This window comes from Streptomyces blattellae, from assembly GCF_009709555.1.
Lineage (GTDB): Bacteria > Actinomycetota > Actinomycetes > Streptomycetales > Streptomycetaceae > Streptomyces > Streptomyces blattellae.
Genome location: NZ_WJBG01000113.1, coordinates 57,553 through 75,055 on the forward strand (window position 1 = coordinate 57,553; position 17,503 = coordinate 75,055).

The 17,503-nt window shown below is 71.7% G+C and carries 16 protein-coding genes and 2 pseudogenes; 16 read left to right on the forward strand and 2 right to left on the reverse strand.

Annotation, left to right across the window (positions count from 1 at the left end; genetic code table 11):
- Positions 1-17: 17 nt before the first annotated feature.
- The 5 genes and pseudogenes from GFH49_RS07040 (at position 18) to cobI (ending at position 5,087) form a co-directional block, all read left to right on the forward strand.
- Positions 18-2,000, forward strand: coding sequence for a putative cobaltochelatase (locus tag GFH49_RS07040; protein WP_155054900.1), 1,983 nt, complete (start codon positions 18-20; stop codon positions 1,998-2,000).
- The gene (gene cobO, locus GFH49_RS07045; protein ID WP_155054901.1) at positions 2,000-2,599 is read left to right on the forward strand and encodes a cob(I)yrinic acid a,c-diamide adenosyltransferase; all 600 of its coding nucleotides are present in this window, start codon (positions 2,000-2,002) and stop codon (positions 2,597-2,599) included. Before GFH49_RS07040 ends, cobO begins: the two co-directional genes overlap by 1 nt.
- A pseudogene (locus GFH49_RS41180) lies at positions 2,593-3,456 on the forward strand (cobyrinic acid a,c-diamide synthase CobB); the annotation flags it as partial. The gene cobO and the pseudogene GFH49_RS41180, both read left to right, overlap by 7 nt.
- A 306-nt stretch (positions 3,457-3,762) precedes the next feature.
- Positions 3,763-4,356: pseudogene (locus GFH49_RS41185) on the forward strand (cobyrinate a,c-diamide synthase); the annotation flags it as partial.
- Entirely contained in the window at positions 4,341-5,087 is a 747-nt protein-coding gene (cobI, locus tag GFH49_RS07055) for a precorrin-2 C(20)-methyltransferase (protein WP_155054903.1), read from the forward strand. The pseudogene GFH49_RS41185 and the gene cobI, both read left to right, overlap by 16 nt.
- A gap of 20 nt (positions 5,088-5,107) precedes the next feature.
- Here the strand turns inward: cobI and GFH49_RS07060 are convergent, their stop codons facing one another.
- Positions 5,108-5,836 carry a ZIP family metal transporter gene (locus GFH49_RS07060; RefSeq protein WP_155054904.1) on the reverse strand — a complete coding sequence of 243 codons (729 nt, stop codon included), beginning with the start codon at positions 5,834-5,836 and terminating at the stop codon, positions 5,108-5,110.
- A gap of 125 nt (positions 5,837-5,961) precedes the next feature.
- Between GFH49_RS07060 and cobM the strand changes: the two genes are divergently transcribed.
- The 6 genes from cobM to cobC are packed head-to-tail and all read left to right on the forward strand — an operon-like array spanning position 5,962 to position 12,240.
- Positions 5,962-6,780, forward strand: coding sequence for a precorrin-4 C(11)-methyltransferase (cobM, locus tag GFH49_RS07065; RefSeq protein WP_155054905.1), 819 nt, complete (start codon positions 5,962-5,964; stop codon positions 6,778-6,780).
- Complete coding sequence (cbiE, locus tag GFH49_RS07070) at positions 6,777-8,018, forward strand: precorrin-6y C5,15-methyltransferase (decarboxylating) subunit CbiE (RefSeq protein WP_155054906.1); 1,242 nt, start codon at positions 6,777-6,779, stop codon at positions 8,016-8,018. The genes cobM and cbiE overlap by 4 nt, the downstream gene beginning before the upstream one ends.
- Positions 8,015-9,694: a precorrin-3B C(17)-methyltransferase gene (gene cobJ / locus GFH49_RS07075; protein ID WP_155054907.1), complete on the forward strand. Its 1,680-nt coding sequence runs from the start codon at positions 8,015-8,017 to the stop codon at positions 9,692-9,694. Before cbiE ends, cobJ begins: the two co-directional genes overlap by 4 nt.
- Positions 9,691-10,281: a precorrin-8X methylmutase gene (locus GFH49_RS07080; protein ID WP_155054908.1), complete on the forward strand. Its 591-nt coding sequence runs from the start codon at positions 9,691-9,693 to the stop codon at positions 10,279-10,281. The genes cobJ and GFH49_RS07080 overlap by 4 nt, the downstream gene beginning before the upstream one ends.
- Complete coding sequence (locus GFH49_RS07085; protein WP_155054909.1) at positions 10,278-11,198, forward strand: sirohydrochlorin chelatase; 921 nt, start codon at positions 10,278-10,280, stop codon at positions 11,196-11,198. Before GFH49_RS07080 ends, GFH49_RS07085 begins: the two co-directional genes overlap by 4 nt.
- Positions 11,188-12,240, forward strand: a complete 1,053-nt coding sequence (cobC, locus tag GFH49_RS07090) for an Rv2231c family histidinol phosphate aminotransferase CobC (RefSeq protein ID WP_155054910.1) — start codon at positions 11,188-11,190, stop codon at positions 12,238-12,240. The genes GFH49_RS07085 and cobC overlap by 11 nt, the downstream gene beginning before the upstream one ends.
- A 16-nt stretch (positions 12,241-12,256) precedes the next feature.
- On the opposite strand, the gene GFH49_RS07095 is transcribed toward cobC, so the two are convergent.
- On the reverse strand, positions 12,257-13,351 hold the full coding sequence (locus GFH49_RS07095; protein ID WP_155054911.1) for an amidohydrolase family protein: 1,095 nt from the start codon (positions 13,349-13,351) through the stop codon (positions 12,257-12,259).
- An 87-nt stretch (positions 13,352-13,438) separates the two neighbouring features.
- Here GFH49_RS07095 and GFH49_RS07100 point away from each other — a divergent pair, with 87 nt between their 5' ends.
- The 5 genes from GFH49_RS07100 to thpD all read left to right on the forward strand — a co-directional run bounded on the left by GFH49_RS07100 (position 13,439) and on the right by thpD (position 17,458).
- Positions 13,439-13,966 carry a DinB family protein gene (locus GFH49_RS07100; protein WP_155054912.1) on the forward strand — a complete coding sequence of 176 codons (528 nt, stop codon included), beginning with the start codon at positions 13,439-13,441 and terminating at the stop codon, positions 13,964-13,966.
- A 328-nt stretch (positions 13,967-14,294) separates the two neighbouring features.
- Complete coding sequence (ectA, locus tag GFH49_RS07105) at positions 14,295-14,813, forward strand: diaminobutyrate acetyltransferase (protein WP_155054913.1); 519 nt, start codon at positions 14,295-14,297, stop codon at positions 14,811-14,813.
- 39 nt (positions 14,814-14,852) lie between these two features.
- Positions 14,853-16,124, forward strand: a complete 1,272-nt coding sequence (gene ectB / locus GFH49_RS07110) for a diaminobutyrate--2-oxoglutarate transaminase (protein ID WP_155054914.1) — start codon at positions 14,853-14,855, stop codon at positions 16,122-16,124.
- A 35-nt stretch (positions 16,125-16,159) separates the two neighbouring features.
- Entirely contained in the window at positions 16,160-16,558 is a 399-nt protein-coding gene (locus GFH49_RS07115; RefSeq protein WP_155054971.1) for an ectoine synthase, read from the forward strand.
- A gap of 6 nt (positions 16,559-16,564) precedes the next feature.
- On the forward strand, positions 16,565-17,458 hold the full coding sequence (thpD, locus tag GFH49_RS07120) for an ectoine hydroxylase (RefSeq protein ID WP_155054915.1): 894 nt from the start codon (positions 16,565-16,567) through the stop codon (positions 17,456-17,458).
- Positions 17,459-17,503 lie beyond the last annotated feature (45 nt).

Here is a 17,503-nt window from a genome sequence, read left to right on the forward strand (position 1 = left end):
GAAGGGGTGATCGCCGCGTGAGCGCGCCCTATCCCTTCACGGCCCTTGTCGGCCAGGACGATCTGCGGCTCGCGCTGCTGCTGAACGCCGTGTCGCCGGCGGTCGGTGGTGTGCTGGTTCGTGGGGAGAAGGGCACCGCCAAGAGCACCGCCGTACGCGCGCTGTCGGCGCTGCTGCCCGAGGTGTCCGTGGTCTGCGGGTGCCGGTTCTCGTGCGACCCGGCCGCTCTCGACCCGTCGTGCCCGGACGGGCCGCACGAGCCGGGGCCGGGTGTGCGGCGTCCCGCCCGTATGGTCGAGCTCCCCGTCGGCGCCTCCGAGGACCGGCTCGTCGGCGCCCTCGACATCGAGCGGGCGCTCGCGGAGGGCGTGAAGGCATTCGAGCCGGGGCTGCTCGCCTCGGCTCACCGAGGAATCCTGTACGTCGACGAAGTCAATCTCTTGCACGACCACTTGGTCGACCTCTTGCTCGACGCTGCGGCCATGGGTGCCTCGTACGTGGAGCGCGAAGGCGTCTCCGTACGGCATCAGGCTCGATTCCTGCTGGTCGGAACCATGAACCCGGAGGAGGGAGAACTCAGACCCCAACTCCTCGATCGTTTCGGGCTGACCGTCGAGGTCGCCGCCTCGCGGGAGCCCGAGCAGCGGGTGGAGGTCGTGCGGCGTCGATTGGCCTACGACGACGATCCATCCGGATTCGCGGCGCGTTGGGCGGGCGAAGAGGCCGCTGTACGGCAACGGATCGTCGCCGCACGAGAGTTGTTGCCGTCAGTGCGGCTGGGTGATGGCGCACTGCGGCAAATCGCGGCGCTGTGCGGGGCCTTCGACGTGGACGGCATGCGGGCCGACATCGTGATGGCGCGCACCGCCACAGCGCTGGCCGCGTGGGCCGGGCGGACCGAGGTGGCGGCGGAGGACGTGCGACAGGCCGCGTTGCTCGCGTTGCCGCATCGCAGGCGGCGCAATCCTTTCGACGCTCCGGGACTGGACGAAGACAAGCTGGACCAGACCCTGGAGGAGTTCTCCGGGGACGACGATCCCGATCCTGAGCCGGACGGTCCCGGTGGGGGTGGCGGGGAGCCCGCGCCTGACGAAGGCCCGCAAGACGGGGACACCGGGGGGCGGCCCGAGGCCGGGAAGGGTGGCGAGCCGCAGGCTGCGGGGGGTGCCGAGCAGTCCGCCGTACGGGCTTCCGAGCCGTTCCGTACCAAGGTGCTCAGTGTGCCCGGCCTCGGTGACGGGGTCGCCGGGCGGCGTTCGCGGGCGCGGACCGAGCACGGGCGGACGACCGGGGCGCGGCGCCCCCGTGGGACGCTGACCAAGCTGCATGTGGCGGCCACCGTGCAGGCTGCCGCGCCACACCAGCGGGCGCGGGGCCGCACTGGATCGGGACTTCTCCTGCGTCGTGACGATCTCAGGCAAGCGGTGCGAGAAGGCCACGAATCCAATCTCGTGCTCTTCGTCGTCGACGCCTCCGGGTCGATGGCTGCTCGGCAGCGGATGAGTGCCGTGAAGGGAGCCGTGCTGTCGCTGCTCCTCGACGCGTATCAGCGGCGGGACAAGGTGGGGCTGGTGACTTTCCGGGGGGCCGCTGCGGATGTCGCGCTGCCGCCCACGTCGTCGGTGGACGCCGCCGCGGCCCGGCTGGAGTCGTTGCCCACGGGTGGGCGTACACCGCTTGCCGCCGGTCTGTTGAAGGCCCATGACGTGCTGCGGATCGAGCGGCTGCGGGATCCGGCGCGGCGGGCGCTGGTCGTCCTGGTGACGGACGGGCGGGCCACCGGCGGGCCCGAGCCCGTCGCGCTCGCGGGGCGTGCGGCCCGGTTGTTCGCCTCCGACGGGATCGCTTCGGTGGTCGTCGACTGTGAGTCCGGGCCCGTGCGGCTCGGGCTCGCCGGACAGATTGCCGGTGAACTCGGCGGCACCGCCGTGACGCTGGACGAGTTGCGGGCGGACTCCATCGCCGGGCTGGTGAAGGACGTGCAGAGGAGGGCCGCGTGATGCCTCAGGGGCAGCCGAGTGTCGTGCCGGACGACGGGCTGACGACTCGTCAGCGGCGTAATCGTCCCTTGGTGGTCGTGCACACGGGCGTCGGCAAGGGCAAGTCGACTGCCGCATTCGGGCTTGCGTTGCGCGCCTGGAATCAGGGCTGGCCCATCGGGGTGTTCCAGTTCGTCAAGTCGGCCAAGTGGAAGGTCGGGGAGGAACGGGCGCTGCGGGTGCTCGGGGACAGTGGTGAGGGCGGGTCCGTCGCCTGGCACAAGATGGGCGAGGGGTGGTCCTGGGTGCAGCGGGACTCCCAGATGGACAACGAGGAGAAGGCGCGCGAGGGCTGGGAGCAGGTCAAGCGGGATCTGGCCGCCGAGACGTACCGGCTGTACGTCCTGGATGAGTTCGCCTATCCGATGCACTGGGGGTGGGTCGACGTCGATGAGGTGGTGGCTGTGCTGCGGGACCGGCCAGGTGCCCAGCATGTTGTCATCACCGGGCGGAACGCGCCCGGGAAGCTGGTCGACTTCGCCGATCTCGTGACCGACATGTCCAAGGTCAAGCATCCGATGGACGTCGGGCAGAAGGGGCAGAGAGGCATCGAGTGGTGACGTCCGTTCCCCGGTTGGTCATCGCCGCGCCGGCGTCCGGCAGCGGCAAGACCACCGTTGCCACGGGGCTGATGGCCGCGTTCGCCGCGCGGGGGCTTGTGGTGTCCGGACACAAGGTGGGGCCCGACTACATCGATCCCGGGTATCACGCGCTTGCCACGGGGCGGGTGGGACGGAATCTCGACGCTTATCTGTGCGGGCCGGAGTTGATCGGGCCGTTGTTCGCGCATGGGGCGCGGGGGTGTGACATCGCCGTCGTCGAGGGCGTGATGGGGCTGTACGACGGGGCCGCGGGGGAGGGTGAGCTGGCGTCGACCGCGCAGGTGGCGAAGGTGCTGCGGGCGCCGGTCGTGCTGGTGGTCGATGCGTCGTCGCAGGCGCGGTCCGTGGCGGCGCTGGTGCATGGGTTCGTGTCGTGGGATCCGGAGGTGCGGGTCGGGGGCGTGATCCTGAACAAGGTCGCGTCGGATCGGCATGAGGGGTTGTTGCGGGAGGCGTTGGAGTCGGTGGGGGTGCCGGTGCTGGGGGTGCTGCGGAGGGTTGCGCAGGTGGATACGCCGTCTCGGCATCTGGGGCTGGTTCCGGTGGCTGAGCGGCGGGCGGAGGCGGTGGACGCGGTTGCGGCGATGGCCGCGCGGGTCTTTGAGGGGTGCGATCTGGGGGCGGTGATGGCGGTGGCGCGGAGTGCGGGGGCGTTGTCGTGTGCGGGGTGGGATGCGGCTGAGGTCCTGGCTTCTTCGCCCCCGCCGCCCCTACCCGTCCCATCCTCCAGGGGCTCCGCCCCTGCGACCCCGCCAGGGGCTTTGCCCCTGGACCCCGATCGGCCCGAAAGGCCTCGTCCTCAAACGCCGGACGGGCTGAATGATGCGGACCGGCATCAGACACCGCGACCCCTGGGGTGGGCGGGGGATCGGGACGGCATGCTCCGTTCTCGAACGCCGGACGGGCTGAATGATGCGGACCGGCATCAGACACCGCGACCCCTGGGGTGGGCGGGGGATCGGGACGGCACGCTCCGTCCTCAAACCCCGGGCGAGACGGAGGCGCGGCCCCTCGGGCGGGCGGGGGATCGGGACGGCATGCTCCGTTCTCGAACGCTGGGCGGGGCGGAGGCGGGGCCCGGTCCCACGGGTCGGCTGGGGGGTGGGGGGGAGGGGGTGGTTGTCGCCGTTGCCGGTGGAGCCGCGTTCAGCTTCTCCTATGCCGAGCATGCTGAGCTGCTCGCTGCCGCTGGGGCCGAAGTCGTCACCTTTGATCCGCTGCGTGATGAGCGGCTGCCGGAGGGGACGCGCGGGTTGGTGATCGGGGGTGGGTTTCCTGAGGTGTATGCCGCTGAGTTGTCGGCCAACGAGCCCCTGCGCAAGGCCGTCGCCGCGCTCGCGGAGAGCGGTGCTCCTGTCGCGGCGGAATGTGCCGGGCTGCTGTATCTGTGCCGGGAACTGGACGGGCAGCCGATGTGCGGGGTGCTTGACGCGACGGGCCGGATGAGCGAGCGGCTGACCCTCGGGTACCGGAATGCCGTCGCGGTGAGCGACAGTGTGCTCGCGGGCGCCGGGACGCGCATGCGGGCGCATGAATTTCATCGGACGGTCGTCGAGCCGGGCGCGGGGGCGGCGCCCGCTTGGGGCGTGCGCGCTGCTCAGCGGCGCGTCGAAGGTTTCGTACAACAGGGTGTGCACGCGAGTTATCTGCACACGCACTGGGCGTCCGAGCCCGGTGTGGCCCGTCGGTTCGTGGAGAGGTGCCGGACGTCATGAGCAGCAGCAGGCTGATCGGAGTCGGGGTGGGTCCCGGCGATCCGGAGCTGGTGACCGTCAAGGGCGTCAATGCGCTGCGTGCGGCCGATGTCGTCGTGGTGCCGGTCATGGACACCGGTGAGCGGGGGCGGGCCGAGGCCACCGTCCTGCATTACGTGCCGGTGGAGAAGGTCGTACGCGTCGTCTTCGCGCTGAACGAGCGGAGCGACCGGGGGCGGCGCGAGGCCGCCTGGGATGCTGCCGGGGAGCGGGTCGCCCAACTCCTCAAGCAGTACGGGTCCGTTGCCTTCGCCACCATCGGCGATCCCAACGTCTACTCGACGTTCACCTATCTCGCGCAGACGATCGGCGAGCTGGTGCCCGAAGCCGTCGTGGAGACCGTGCCCGGGATCACCGCCATGCAGGATCTCGCCTCCCGGTCGGGGGCCGTGCTCACCGAGGGGACCGAGCCGCTCACGCTGGTGCCGGTGACCGCGGGGGCCGCCGTGCTCAAGGACGCGCTGGCCGGGCCGGGGACCGTCGTCGCGTACAAGTTCGGGCGGCAGGCCGGGGAGGTCGCCGAGGCGCTCAGGGAGACCGGGCGGCTCGACGACGCCGTATGGGGGTCGGCGCTCGGGCTGCCGGAGGAGTCCGTGCGGCCCGCCGCCGAGCTCGACGGTGAGCCTCTCCCCTATCTGTCGACGCTGATCGCGCCCGCGCGGCGCGACGGCGGGCGGGGCGGCAAGCTGTGACCGGCCGCGGTCTCTCCGGCTCAGCCGGAGATGCCCACCACCAGCCAGATGAACGCCGCTCCGGCGACCGTGCAGAGCAGGGTCGAGCGGGCGGGGCGCAGGTGGTGGGCCTGGTGGTGGGCCTCGGGGAGGATCTCGGACGCGGCGAGGTAGAGCAGTGCGCCGCCGAACAGGCCGAGGTAGTAGCCGAGCAGTTCCTCCGGGATGGTGAACAGGAGCGTGGAGGCCGCGCCGGCGACGGGCGCCGCCGCGTCCGCCACCAGCATGGCGACCGCCCGGCGGCGGGCGTTCCCGTACAGACGGGTGATCGTGTACGTGTTGAAGCCGTCGGCGAAGTCGTGCGCGATGACGGCGAGCGCGACCGCCACGCCCATGTCGCCGCCCACCTGGAACGCGGCGCCGATCGCGATGCCGTCCATGGCGCTGTGCCCGACCATCGCGGCCCCCGCCGACATGCCCACTTCGGGCGTCCGGCCGTGCCCCTCCAGGCCCGCGCGTGCGGCCAGCAGTCGTTGCACCAGGTGGGCGAGGAGGAAACCCGCCACGAAGAGCACCAGGGCCGCCGGTACGCCGAAGACGTCCGTGTCCGCCGCGTCCAGCGCCTCCGGCAGCAGGTCCAGGCCGACCACGCCCAGCATCAGGCCGCCGGCCAGGCCCAGGACCAGATGACGGCGGTCGGTCACGCGCTGTGCCGTCCAGCCGCCGGCCAGCGTCATCAGGAACGCGCCGAGCGCGACGAAGACCGCCATAGGGCTTTGCTATCGGATCACCCCGCGTGCGCGCATGTCCGGCACTCCCGTACGCACTGACTTTTCGCCCGACTTCCCGACGTCGTAAGACCGCTTTGCAGCTTGTACGAGAGGACCGATTCCCCATGGCCGATGCCACCGCCGGCAAGGTGACCTTCGTCGGTGCCGGTCCCGGCGCCGCCGATCTGCTGACGTTCCGTGCCGCGCGCGCCATCGCCGAGGCCGACGTCGTGATCTGGGCGGCCAGCCTGGTCCAGGCGGAGGTCCTGAAGCACGCGCGTGAGGACGCGGAGATCCTCGACTCGGCGACGATGTCCCTGGAGGACGTGGTCGCCGTCTATGAACGGGCCCGGACCGATGGCCTGCGGGTCGCGCGTATCCACTCCGGGGACCCCGCGCTCTGGGGCGGCACGCAGGAGCAGCTCGACCGGTGTGCCTCGCTCGGCATCGCGACCGAGGTCGTGCCCGGCGTCTCCGCCTTCTCCGCGGTCGCCGCGCTCGCCCAGCGGGAGCTGACGATCCCCGAGGTGGCGCAGTCCGTCGTGCTGACCCGGCTCGGCGGCGGCAAGACGCCGATGCCGCCCGGGGAAGAAGTGCGCGAGTTCGCCAGGCACGGCACGACCATGGCGGTCTTCCTGTCCGCCGCCCGCAGCGGACAGCTCGTACGGGAACTGCTGGAAGGCGGTTACCCGACCTCCACTCCGGTCGTCGTCGCCTACCAGGCGACCTGGCCCGAGGAGCTGGTCGTGCGGTGCACGATCGCGACCCTGGAGGAGACGGTCAAGGAGCACAAGCTCTGGAAGCACACCCTCTTCCTGGTCGGCCCCGCCCTCGACGCGCGGGGCACCCGCTCGCACCTGTACCACCCCGGCCATTTCCACGGCTACCGCAAGGCCGACCCCGAGGCCCGCAAGGCACTGCGCGAGCGAGGGGCGAGTACATGATCACGGTCGTCGGTACGGGGACGGGGGCGCCGCCGCCCGAGGACGTCCTCGGCGTCGCGGAGCTGGTCGTCGGCGGGCGTCGGCATCTCGACGCCGCACAACTGCCGTCGGGGGCCGAGCGGGTCGTGCTCGGGCCGCTGGCGCCCGCGCTCGACCGGATCGAGGCGTACGTCGCCCAGCGGGCGCCGGTCGTCGTGCTGGCCTCCGGCGACCCCGGGTTCTTCGGGATCGTGCGGGTGCTGGCCGAGCGCTTCGGTGCCGGACTGCTCGACATCCGGCCGGGCGTGTCCTCCGTGGCCGCCGCCTTCGCGCGGGCCGGGCTGACGTGGGACGACGCGGTGGTGGTCAGCGCGCACGGGCGCGAGTTGCGGACGGCGGTCAATGTCTGCCGGGCGCGGGCGAAGGTCGCGGTGCTGACCGGGCCCGGCGCCGGTCCGGCCGAGCTGGGGGCCGCGCTGCTGCACGGTGAGCGCGTCCTCGTCGTGGCGTCCGCGCTGGGCGACCCCGAGCGGGAGCGCGTGGAACGGGTGACGCCGCGCGAGGCCGCCGCGCGTGACTGGGGTGCGGCGGTGAGTGTGGTGCTGTGCCTGGACGAGACGCGGTTCCCGGCCGGTGTGCGCACGGTCGCCGGGCCCGGGGCCGGGCCTGCCGGATGGGCGCTCGACGAGGGCGAGTTCGCGCACCGGGACTCGATGATCACCAAGTTCGAGGTGCGCGCGCTGGCCCTGGCCCGGCTCGGACCGCGCCTCGGCGACCTGGTCTGGGACGTCGGCGCGGGCTCCGGGTCGGTGGCCGTCGAGTGCGCGCGGCTCGGTGCCGCCGTCGTGGCCGTCGAGAAGACCGGGGACGGCGTCGAACGGATCCGCGCGAACGCCGCCGCCCACGGGGTGGACGTTCAGGTGGTCCAGGGGAGCGCGCCGGGCGCGCTGTCCGGACTCGACGATCCCGACGCGGTGTTCGTCGGTGGGGGCGGGGGTGACCTGGCAGCCGTCGTTGCGGCGAGCGCGCGACGTGCCCGGCGGACGGTCGTCGTCGCCCTGGCCGCGCTCGACCGGGTACCGGCGGCACGCGAGGCGCTCACCGGCGCCGGGTTCTCCTGTGACGGAGTGCTGCTCCAGTCGTCGCGGCTCGCGCCGCTCCCGGGGGACGTGACCCGGCTCGCGGCGGCCAATCCGGTCTTTCTGCTGTGGGGCGTCAGACCTCACGAACCCGACGACATCAAGGGAGTTGCCCAGTGATCGGCCTCATTTCCGCCACCGCGGCGGGCACGGCTGCCCGGGACCGGCTGGCCGCGGCGTGGCCGGAGCGGACCCGGGTGTACGACGGCCCGGTCGGGGACGCCGTACGGGCCGCGTTCGCTCAGTGCGAGCAGCTGGTGTGTTTTCTGGCCACGGGGGCGGTGGTGCGGCTGGTCGCTCCGCTGCTGTCGGACAAGCGGGCCGATCCCGGCGTGGTGTGCGTCGACGAGGGCGGGCGGTTCGCCGTGTCGCTGGTCGGCGGGCATGACGGCGGGGCGAACGAACTCGCCGTGGAAGTGGGTGAGTTGCTCGGTGCGCAGCCGGTGGTGACCACGGCGACCGATGCCGTCGGGCTGCCGGGCCTTGACACGCTCGGGTTCCCGGTGGAGGGTGCCGTACCCGCGGTGTCCCGTGCGCTGCTGGACGGTGAGCCCGTCGCCCTCGTGTCCGAGGTGCCGTGGCCGCTGCCTCCCCTCCCCGTGGCGCCGCGGGGGGCGTACACGATCCGCGTCACCGATCGCGCGGTCGAGCCCGCCGGGCACGAGGCCGTACTGCGCCCGCCGTCCCTCGTGGTCGGCGTCGGCGCCTCCAGGAACGCCCCGGTCGAGGAGGTCCTCGGGCTCGTCGAGGGCACGTTGCGGGAGGCGGGCCTGTCCGGCCGCAGCATCGCCGAACTCGCCACCGTCGACGCCAAGGCCGAGGAGCCCGGCATCGTCGCGGCGGCCGGGCGGCTCGGGGTGCCGCTGGTGACGTACTCCGCCGTGGAGCTGGCCGCGGTGGCGGTGCCCAACCCCTCCGACGCGCCGCTCGCCGCCGTCGGCACCCCCTCGGTGGCGGAGGCGTCGGCGCTCATCGGCGGCGGTGAACTGCTCGTGCCGAAGCGGAAGTCGGCGATGGCCACGTGTGCTGTCGTACGGCGTCCCGCGCGCGGGCGCCTCGCGGTGGTCGGCCTCGGACCCGGTGCCCGGGACCTGCTCACCCCGCGTGCCAAGGCCGAACTCCAGCGCGCCCGCGTGCTCGTCGGCCTGGACCAGTACGTCGACCAGATCCGCGACCTGCTGCGGCCCGGCACCCGGATCCTGGAGTCGGGGCTCGGGGCGGAGGAGGAGCGGGCGCGGTCCGCGGTCGCCGAAGCCCGGCGCGGGCAGGCCGTCGCGCTGATCGGCAGCGGGGACGCGGGCGTGTACGCGATGGCCTCTCCCGCGCTCGCCGAGGCCTGCGACGACATCGACGTCGTCGGGGTGCCCGGCGTGACGGCCGCGCTCGCCGCCGCCGCGATCCTCGGGGCGCCGCTCGGCCACGACCATGTGTCGATCAGCCTGTCCGACCTGCACACGCCCTGGGCGGTCATCGAGCGGCGGGTGCGGGCGGCGGCGGAGGCGGACATCGTCGTGACGTTCTACAACCCGCGCAGCCGGGGCCGCGACTGGCAGCTGCCGAAGGCGCTCGCGATCCTCGCCGGACACCGGGCGGGAACGACACCGGTCGGAGTCGTACGAAACGCCTCACGACCGGACGAGTCCGGTCGGCTGACGACCCTGGCCGCCCTGGATCCGGCGACGGTCGACATGATGACGGTCGTGACCGTCGGCAACACGGCGACCCGTGAGATCGCGGGCCGCATGGTGACGCCGCGCGGCTACCGCTGGCAGGAAGCGCAGGAGGGCGCCAAGTGAACCGTGTGGTCCACCCGATCGAGCAGGAGTCCTTCCGGCGGCTGCGTGCCCGCCTCGACACCTCGCGCTTCCCGCCGCTGACCCGGGCCGTCGTGGAGCGGGTCGTCCACTCCGCGGCCGATCTCGACTACGCGGCCGATCTCCTCATGGACGAGGACGACCTGGTGCGGGCGCATGCCGCGCTGCACGCCGGGGCGCCGGTCGTGGTGGACGTGGAGATGGTCGCGGCGGGGATCACCCGGCGCGAGACCGTCTGCCGGCTCAGGGACGCCGAGGCCGGGCCGGGGCTGACCCGTTCGGCGCGGGCGATCCGGCTCGCCTACCAGCAGGTCGGTCCGGGCGCCCTCTGGGTGATAGGCAACGCGCCCACCGCGCTGGAGGAGTTGCTGACCCTGGACGCCTCCCCCGCGCTCGTCATCGGTCTGCCCGTCGGCTTCGTCGGCGCCACCGAATCCAAGGCCGCGTTGCGCGAGAGCGGGCTGCCCGCCGTGAGCAACGTGTCCGAGAAGGGCGGTTCGGCGGTCGCCGCCGCCGCGCTCAACGCCCTGCTGTACCACCCCGCTTCCGCATCCGAGGAGAAACAGTGACCACCGCGCCGCCCGCCCTGCTCATCGCCGGCCACGGCACCCGGGACGACGCCGGAGCCGAGGCGTTCCGTGACTTCGTACGGGAGTTGGGGCTCCGCAACCCCGGACTGCCGGTCGCGGGCGGCTTCATCGAGCTGTCCCCGCCACCGCTGGGCGACGCGGTGACCGAGCTGGTGGAGCGGGGGGTGCGACGGTTCGCCGCCGTCCCGCTGATGCTGGTGTCCGCCGGGCACGCCAAAGGGGACATCCCGGCGGCGCTGGCCCGCGAGAAGGAGCGGCACTCCGGGATCTCGTACACCTACGGCCGTCCGCTGGGCCCGCACCCGGCACTGCTGAACGTGCTGGAGCGGCGGCTGGACGAGGCTCTGGGCGGGCGCCGCCCGCAGGACCGGGCGGACATCACCGTGCTGCTGGTCGGACGGGGGTCCACGGATCCCGACGCCAACGCCGAGGTGCACAAGGCGGCCCGGCTGCTGTGGGAGGGACGCGGATACGCGGGCGTGGAGACGGCGTTCGTGTCGCTCGCCGCGCCCGACGTGCCGAGCGGCCTTGAGCGGTGCGCGAAGCTGGGTGCGCGGCGGATCGTCGTCCTCCCCTACTTCCTGTTCACCGGCATCCTGCCGGAGCGGGTCAGGCAGCAGACCGAGGGCTGGGCCGCCGCGCACCCCGGGGTCGAGGTGCGGTCGGCCGAGGTGATCGGCCCGGAGCCGGAGCTGCTCGATCTGGTGATGGAGCGGTACGAGGAGGCCGTCAAGGGCGACCTGCGCATGAACTGCGACTCCTGCGTCTACCGCATCGCGCTGCCCGGCTTCGAGGACAAGGTGGGCCTGCCGCAGCAGCCGCACTTCCACCCGGACGACGACGGCCACCACCAGCACGGTCACCACCAGCACGGCGGACACGCCCATGCGCACTGACGGCGGGCACGACCTGCGGCACCACGGTGACGCCGAGGTACGCGACGACGGCTCGGCCCTCGTCGACCTCGCCGTCAACGTCCGCGCCGACACGCCTCCGGCCTGGCTGCGTGACCGGATCGCCGCCTCGCTGGGCGGGCTCGCCGCCTATCCGGACGGGCGCTGCGCGCGGGCCGCGGTGGCGGCGCGGCACGGGGTCGCCCCTGAGCGCGTGCTGCTGACCGCGGGAGCCGCCGAAGCGTTCGTGCTGCTGGCGCGGGCGCTCAAGGTACGTCAACCGGTCGTCGTGCACCCGCAGTTCACGGAGCCCGAGGCCGCGCTGCGGGACGCGGGACATACCGTCGACCGGGTGCTGCTCCGGCCGGAGGACGGCTTCCGGCTGGACCCGGCCGCCGTACCGGAGGAGGCCGACCTGGTAGTGCTGGGCAACCCGACCAACCCCACCTCGGTGCTGCATCCGGCCCGCACGGTCGCCGAACTGGCCCGCCCCGGACGGACGCTGGTCGTGGATGAGGCGTTCATGGACGCCGTGCCGGGTGAGCGGGAGGCGCTGGCCGGGCGGACGGACGTATCGGGCCTGGTCGTCCTGCGCAGCCTGACCAAGACCTGGGGCCTGGCGGGCCTGCGCATCGGCTACGTGCTCGCCGCCCCGGAGACCGTCGCCGACCTGGAACGCACCCAGCCGCTGTGGCCGGTGTCCACGCCCGCGCTGGCCGCCGCCGAGGCCTGCGTGCAGCCACGGGCCCTCGCGGAGGCGGGCCACGCCGCGCACCGCATCGCCGCCGACCGGGCCCATCTCGTCGCGGGGCTCGCCGAGTTCGACGGACTGCGGGTCGTGGCCCCCGCCGAGGGACCCTTCGTCCTCGTCCGCCTCCCGCACGCGGCCGAGGCCAGACGACGCCTGCGCGAACTGGGCTTCGCGGTCCGCCGCGGGGACACCTTCCCGGGCCTGGACGAGGAGTGGCTGCGGCTGGCGGTACGGGACCGGGGCACGGCCGACTCCTTCCTCCACGCCCTGCGCCGGGCAGTGGCCGGTCCCTGAGCATTTCAGCGGTCTTCTAGCCGACGATCCGCCCGTTCAGCACCACCCGTCGAGGCGCCGCCAGCACCCGTACGTCGGCCCGCGGGTCGGACTCGTACACCACGAGGTCCGCCGGAGCCCCCTCGTCCAGGCCGGGACGGCCCAGCCAGCGCCGCGCGCCCCACGCCGTCGCCGACACGGCCTCGACGGGCGGGATCCCGGCGGTGACCAGTTCCGCCACCTCCCCCGCCACCAGCCCGTGCGCCAGGGAGCCGCCCGCGTCCGTGCCGACGTACACCGGGATACCGGCGTCGTAGGCGGAGCGGACCGTGTCGTAGCGGCGTTCGTAGAGGCGGTGCATGTGGGCGGACCAGCGGGGGTAGCGGGCCTCGCCGCCGGCGGCGAGTTGGGGGAAGGTGGCGATGTTGACGAGAGTGGGGACGACGGCGACGGCCCGTTCGGCGAAGAGGGGGATCAGGTCGTCCGTGAGGCCCGTGGCGTGCTCGATGCAGTCGATGCCGGACTCGACCAGGTCGCGGAGGGAGTCCTCGGCGAAGCAGTGGGCCGTCACGCGGGCGCCGAGCCGGTGGGCCTGAGCGATCGCCGCCTCGACGGCCTCGCGTGGCCAGCAGGCCGACAGATCGCCGAGGTCGCGGTCGATCCAGTCGCCGACCAGCTTGACCCAGCCGTCACCGCGCCGCGCCTCCTGGGCGACGTACCCGACCAGGTCGTCCGGTTCGATCTCGTAGGCGAAGTTGCGGATGTAGCGGCGGGTGCGGGCGATGTGCCGGCCCGCCCGGATGATCTTCGGCAGGTCCTCGCGGTCGTCGATCCAGCGGGTGTCCGAGGGCGAGCCCGCGTCGCGCAGGAGCAGGGTGCCCGCCTCCCGGTCGGTCAGCGCCTGCTTCTCGGTCACGTCCGCGTCGACCGGGCCGTGCGGGCCGAGGCCGACATGGCAGTGGGCGTCGACCAGGCCGGGCAGGGCCCAGCCCTCGACGGTACGGAGGTCACGGGCGCCGGCGGGACGGTCGTACGAGATCCGCCCGCCGATCACCCAGAGTTCGTCGCGGACGTCGTCGGGCCCGACGAGGACCCGCCCCTTCACGTGCAGCACCGCACCCTCATCACTCATGTACGGAACCCTAATCAAGCCGCTGCCCGGACTTAGCCCATCACCGGCGCCGTGCCCCGTGCCCGTGTCCCGTGCCATGCTCGCCCCATGACCTCCAACACACCCCTCACCCTTCCCGACGGTCGCCCCATCCCCCTCTTGACCGGCGACGAACTCCCCATGCTGCAGAGCTGGTTGGCGTTTCACCGGGCCACTCTCCAGCTGAAGTGCGCGGGACTGGACGACACTCAGGTGCGGCTGGCGTCCGTCGAGCCGTCCTCGCTCACGCTCCTCGGGCTCGTGCAGCATCTCGCCGAGGTCGAACGGAACTGGTTCCAGCGGGTGTTCGCCGGGCTGGACGTGCCGCCGGTGTTCGGGGAGGAGACCGGGTACGTCCTGGACCCCGGTCGCGGGCTGGACGAGGCCCTCACGGTGTGGCGGCGGGAGGTCGCCCGGAGTGAGGAGCTGACCGCCGGGCGGTCGCTCGACGACACCGGGCGGGTGGTCGACGAGCCGATGGCCGGGCTCGAAGTCAGTCTGCGGTGGGTGCTCATCCACATGATCGAGGAGTACGCCCGGCACAACGGCCATGCGGACCTGCTGCGGGAGCGGATCGACGGAGTGACCGGAGTCTGAATTCGGCATTGAATTCCGGGATTATCGGACTGCAATTCGGGAATTCAATCGAGCGCAGCTTCCCGTATCCTTCTGCCCGCTTTCCTTCGACCTAAACGCAAAGATTTCGCGAACGCCAACCGGTGCGTTTCGGGCAGATCTCGCGAAGGTTGCACGATTGTGACGCGTTACACATCGCCGAAGATTTGTCCTTTATGTTCAGTGCAAATCGCCACATACTTCTCGCCCAAATGTGCCCGCTCACGCCCGCGCGATAACACACGGGCGGCCGACGCGTAACCCTGCCCGACCATGCAATTCGGATTTTCCCTCGGTAAATTTAATTCGCATGACTGCCGCACAAGCAGACTTGCACGCAGACCTGCACATCGACCGTCCGGCGGTGTCGGACGGCGCCGCGCTCTGGCGAATCGCCAGAGACTCGGGGAAGCTCGACCTCAACTCCTCGTACAGCTATCTGCTGTGGTGCCGTGACTTCGCCGCCACGTCGGCCGTGGCGCGCGCCGCCGGCGGAAGGCCCGTCGGCTTCGTCACCGGGTATGTGCGGCCCGAGCGTCCGCGGACCCTGCTGGTGTGGCAGGTGGCCGTCGACTCCGCGCACCGGGGACAGGGGCTGGCCGCCCGGCTGCTGGACGGGCTCACCGCGCGCGTCGCGGCCGAGCGCCCGCTGACCGACGTCGAGACCACCATCACGCCGGGAAACACCGCGTCCGAGCGGCTCTTCACCTCGTACGCCGAACGCCACGGTGCGCGCGTCGAGCGTGAAGTCCTGTTCGAGGCAGGGCAGTTCCCCGACGGTCCGCACGATCCCGAAGTCCTGTACCGCATCGGCCCCCTGTCTCTCTGACCCACCCGCACACACTTACGCTTCGAGGAGCGATTCGTCGTGACCATCACCCAGCCCGACCTCAGTGTCTTCGAAACCCTGGAGTCCGAGGTACGCAGCTACTGCCGCGGCTGGCCCACCGTCTTCGACCGCGCGCAGGGCAGCCGTATGTACGACGAGGACGGCCACGAGTACCTGGACTTCTTCGCCGGCGCCGGATCACTGAACTACGGACACAACAACCCCGTGCTGAAACGGGCCTTGATCGACTACCTGGAGCGGGACGGCGTCACGCACGGGCTCGACATGTCGACCACCGCCAAGCGCACCTTCCTGCAGACCTTCCAGGACCTCGTCCTGCGCCCGCGTGACCTGCCGTACAAGGTCATGTTCCCGGGCCCGACCGGCACCAACGCCGTCGAGTCCGCGCTGAAGCTGGCGCGGAAGGTGAAGGGGCGCGAGGCGATCGTGTCGTTCACCAACGCCTTCCACGGCATGTCGCTGGGGTCGCTCGCCGTCACCGGCAACGCCTTCAAGCGGGCCGGCGCGGGCATCCCGCTGGTGCACGGGACGCCGATGCCGTTCGACAACTACTTCGACGGCACGGTCGAGGACTTCCTGTGGTTCGAGCGGCTCCTGGAGGACCAGGGCTCCGGGCTCAACAAGCCCGCCGCCGTGATCGTGGAGACCGTGCAGGGGGAGGGCGGCATCAATGTGGCCCGCCCGGAGTGGCTGCGGGCGCTGGCCGACCTGTGCGAGCGCCAGGACATGCTGCTCATCGTCGACGACATCCAGATGGGCTGCGGACGGACCGGCGCGTTCTTCTCCTTCGAGGAGGCGGGCATCACGCCCGACATCGTGACCGTGTCCAAGTCCATCAGCGGCTACGGCCTGCCGATGTCGCTGTGCCTGTTCAAGCCCGAGCTGGACATCTGGGAGCCGGGCGAGCACAACGGCACCTTCCGCGGCAACAATCCCGCCTTCGTCACGGCCACCTCGGCCCTGGAGGCGTACTGGGCCGACGGATCCGTGATGGAGAAGCAGACCCGGGCCCGCGGTGAGCAGATCGAGCAGGCGCTGATCTCCGTCACCGAGGAGAACCTGGCCGACATGAAGGAGTACCGGGGCCGCGGACTGGTGTGGGGCATGGAGTTCCACGACAAGGACCGTGCCGACCGGGTCGCGAAGCGCGCCTTCGAACTCGGGCTGCTCATCGAGACGTCCGGCCCCGAGAGCGAGGTCGTCAAGCTGCTGCCCGCCCTCACCATCACCCCCGAGGAGCTCGACGAGGGCCTGCGCGTCGTCGCTCGTGCCGTACGCGAAACCGCGTGAACCGAACCATCCAAGTCAAGGAGCTGTTCAGCACCGTGATCGTCCGTTCGTTCAAGGACATCGAAGGCACCGACCGGCATGTGAAATCCGCGTCCGGCACCTGGGAGAGCAAGCGCATCGTCCTCGCCAGGGAGAAGGTCGGATTCTCCCTGCACGAGACGATCCTGTACGCGGGTACGGAGACGTCGATGTGGTACGCGAACCACATCGAGGCCGTCGTCTGCGTGCAGGGCGAGGCCGAGCTGACCGACGACGAGACCGGGCGGAAGTACACCATCACGCCCGGGACCATGTACCTCCTCGACGGCCACGAGCGGCACACGATGCGGATCAAGGAGGACTTCCGCTGCATCTGCGTCTTCAACCCGCCCGTGACCGGCCGGGAGGACCACGACGAGAACGGCGTGTACCCGCTTCTCACCGAGGAGGGCTGACATCCCATGACCATGACCACGATCACGGACCTGTACCCCACCCGGGGCACCGCCGAAGTGGCCGTACCCCGCCAGGACCCGGTCGTCTGGTCCGCGCCCGGCACGCCGGGCCCCTTCTCGGCGGCCGACCTCCAGGCGTTCGACCGGGACGGCTTCTTCGCCCTCGACCAGATCATCGCCGAGGACGAAGTCCCCGTCTACCGGGAGGAGCTGGAACGGCTCGTCACCGACCCGGCGATCCGTGCCGACGAGCGGTCCATCGTCGAGGCCAAGTCGCAGGAGATCCGGTCGGTCTTCGAAGTGCACCGGATCAGCGAGGTGTTCGCCGCGCTGGTGCGGGACGAGCGGGTCGTCGGACGGGCGCGGCAGATCCTGGGCTCGGACGTGTACGTCCATCAGTCGCGGATCAACGTCAAGCCGGGCTTCGGGGCCAGCGGCTTCTACTGGCACTCCGACTTCGAGACCTGGCACGCCGAGGACGGTCTGCCGAACATGCGTACGGTGTCCGTCTCGATCGCGCTGACCGAGAACTACGACACCAACGGCGGCCTCATGATCATGCCGGGGTCGCACCGCACGTTCCTCGGGTGTGCGGGGGCCACCCCGAAGGACAACTACAAGCAGTCCCTCCAGATGCAGGACGCGGGCACGCCGTCCGACGAGGCGCTGACCTCGCTGGCCGGCCAGTACGGCATCAAGCTGTTCACCGGCCGGGCGGGTTCGGCGACCTGGTTCGACTGCAACTGCATGCACGGGTCGGGCGACAACATCACGCCGTTCCCGCGCAGCAACGTGTTCATCGTGTTCAACAGCGTGGAGAACACGGCGGTCGAGCCGTTCGCGGCGCCGATCCGGCGGCCGACGTTCATCGGAGCAAGGGATTTCGCTCCCGTCCGCTAAGTCGAGCCCGGCCGGGGGTCCGGGGGTTGTCCCCCGGGGAATGCA

What these genes read in the sequence shown, in the direction of transcription:
- GFH49_RS07095 (WP_155054911.1), bottom strand. Translation starts at nt 13,351, where the DNA reads ATGAGTGATGAGGGTGCGGTGCTGCACGTGAAGGGGCGGGTCCTCGTC.
- ectA (WP_155054913.1), top strand. Translation starts at nt 14,295, where the DNA reads ATGACTGCCGCACAAGCAGACTTGCACGCAGACCTGCACATCGACCGT.
- thpD (WP_155054915.1), top strand. Translation starts at nt 16,565, where the DNA reads ATGACCATGACCACGATCACGGACCTGTACCCCACCCGGGGCACCGCC.
- GFH49_RS07100 (WP_155054912.1), top strand. Translation starts at nt 13,439, where the DNA reads ATGACCTCCAACACACCCCTCACCCTTCCCGACGGTCGCCCCATCCCC.
- cobC (WP_155054910.1), top strand. Translation starts at nt 11,188, where the DNA reads ATGCGCACTGACGGCGGGCACGACCTGCGGCACCACGGTGACGCCGAG.
- cobO (WP_155054901.1), top strand. Translation starts at nt 2,000, where the DNA reads ATGCCTCAGGGGCAGCCGAGTGTCGTGCCGGACGACGGGCTGACGACT.
- GFH49_RS07060 (WP_155054904.1), bottom strand. Translation starts at nt 5,836, where the DNA reads ATGGCGGTCTTCGTCGCGCTCGGCGCGTTCCTGATGACGCTGGCCGGC.
- cbiE (WP_155054906.1), top strand. Translation starts at nt 6,777, where the DNA reads ATGATCACGGTCGTCGGTACGGGGACGGGGGCGCCGCCGCCCGAGGAC.
- cobM (WP_155054905.1), top strand. Translation starts at nt 5,962, where the DNA reads ATGGCCGATGCCACCGCCGGCAAGGTGACCTTCGTCGGTGCCGGTCCC.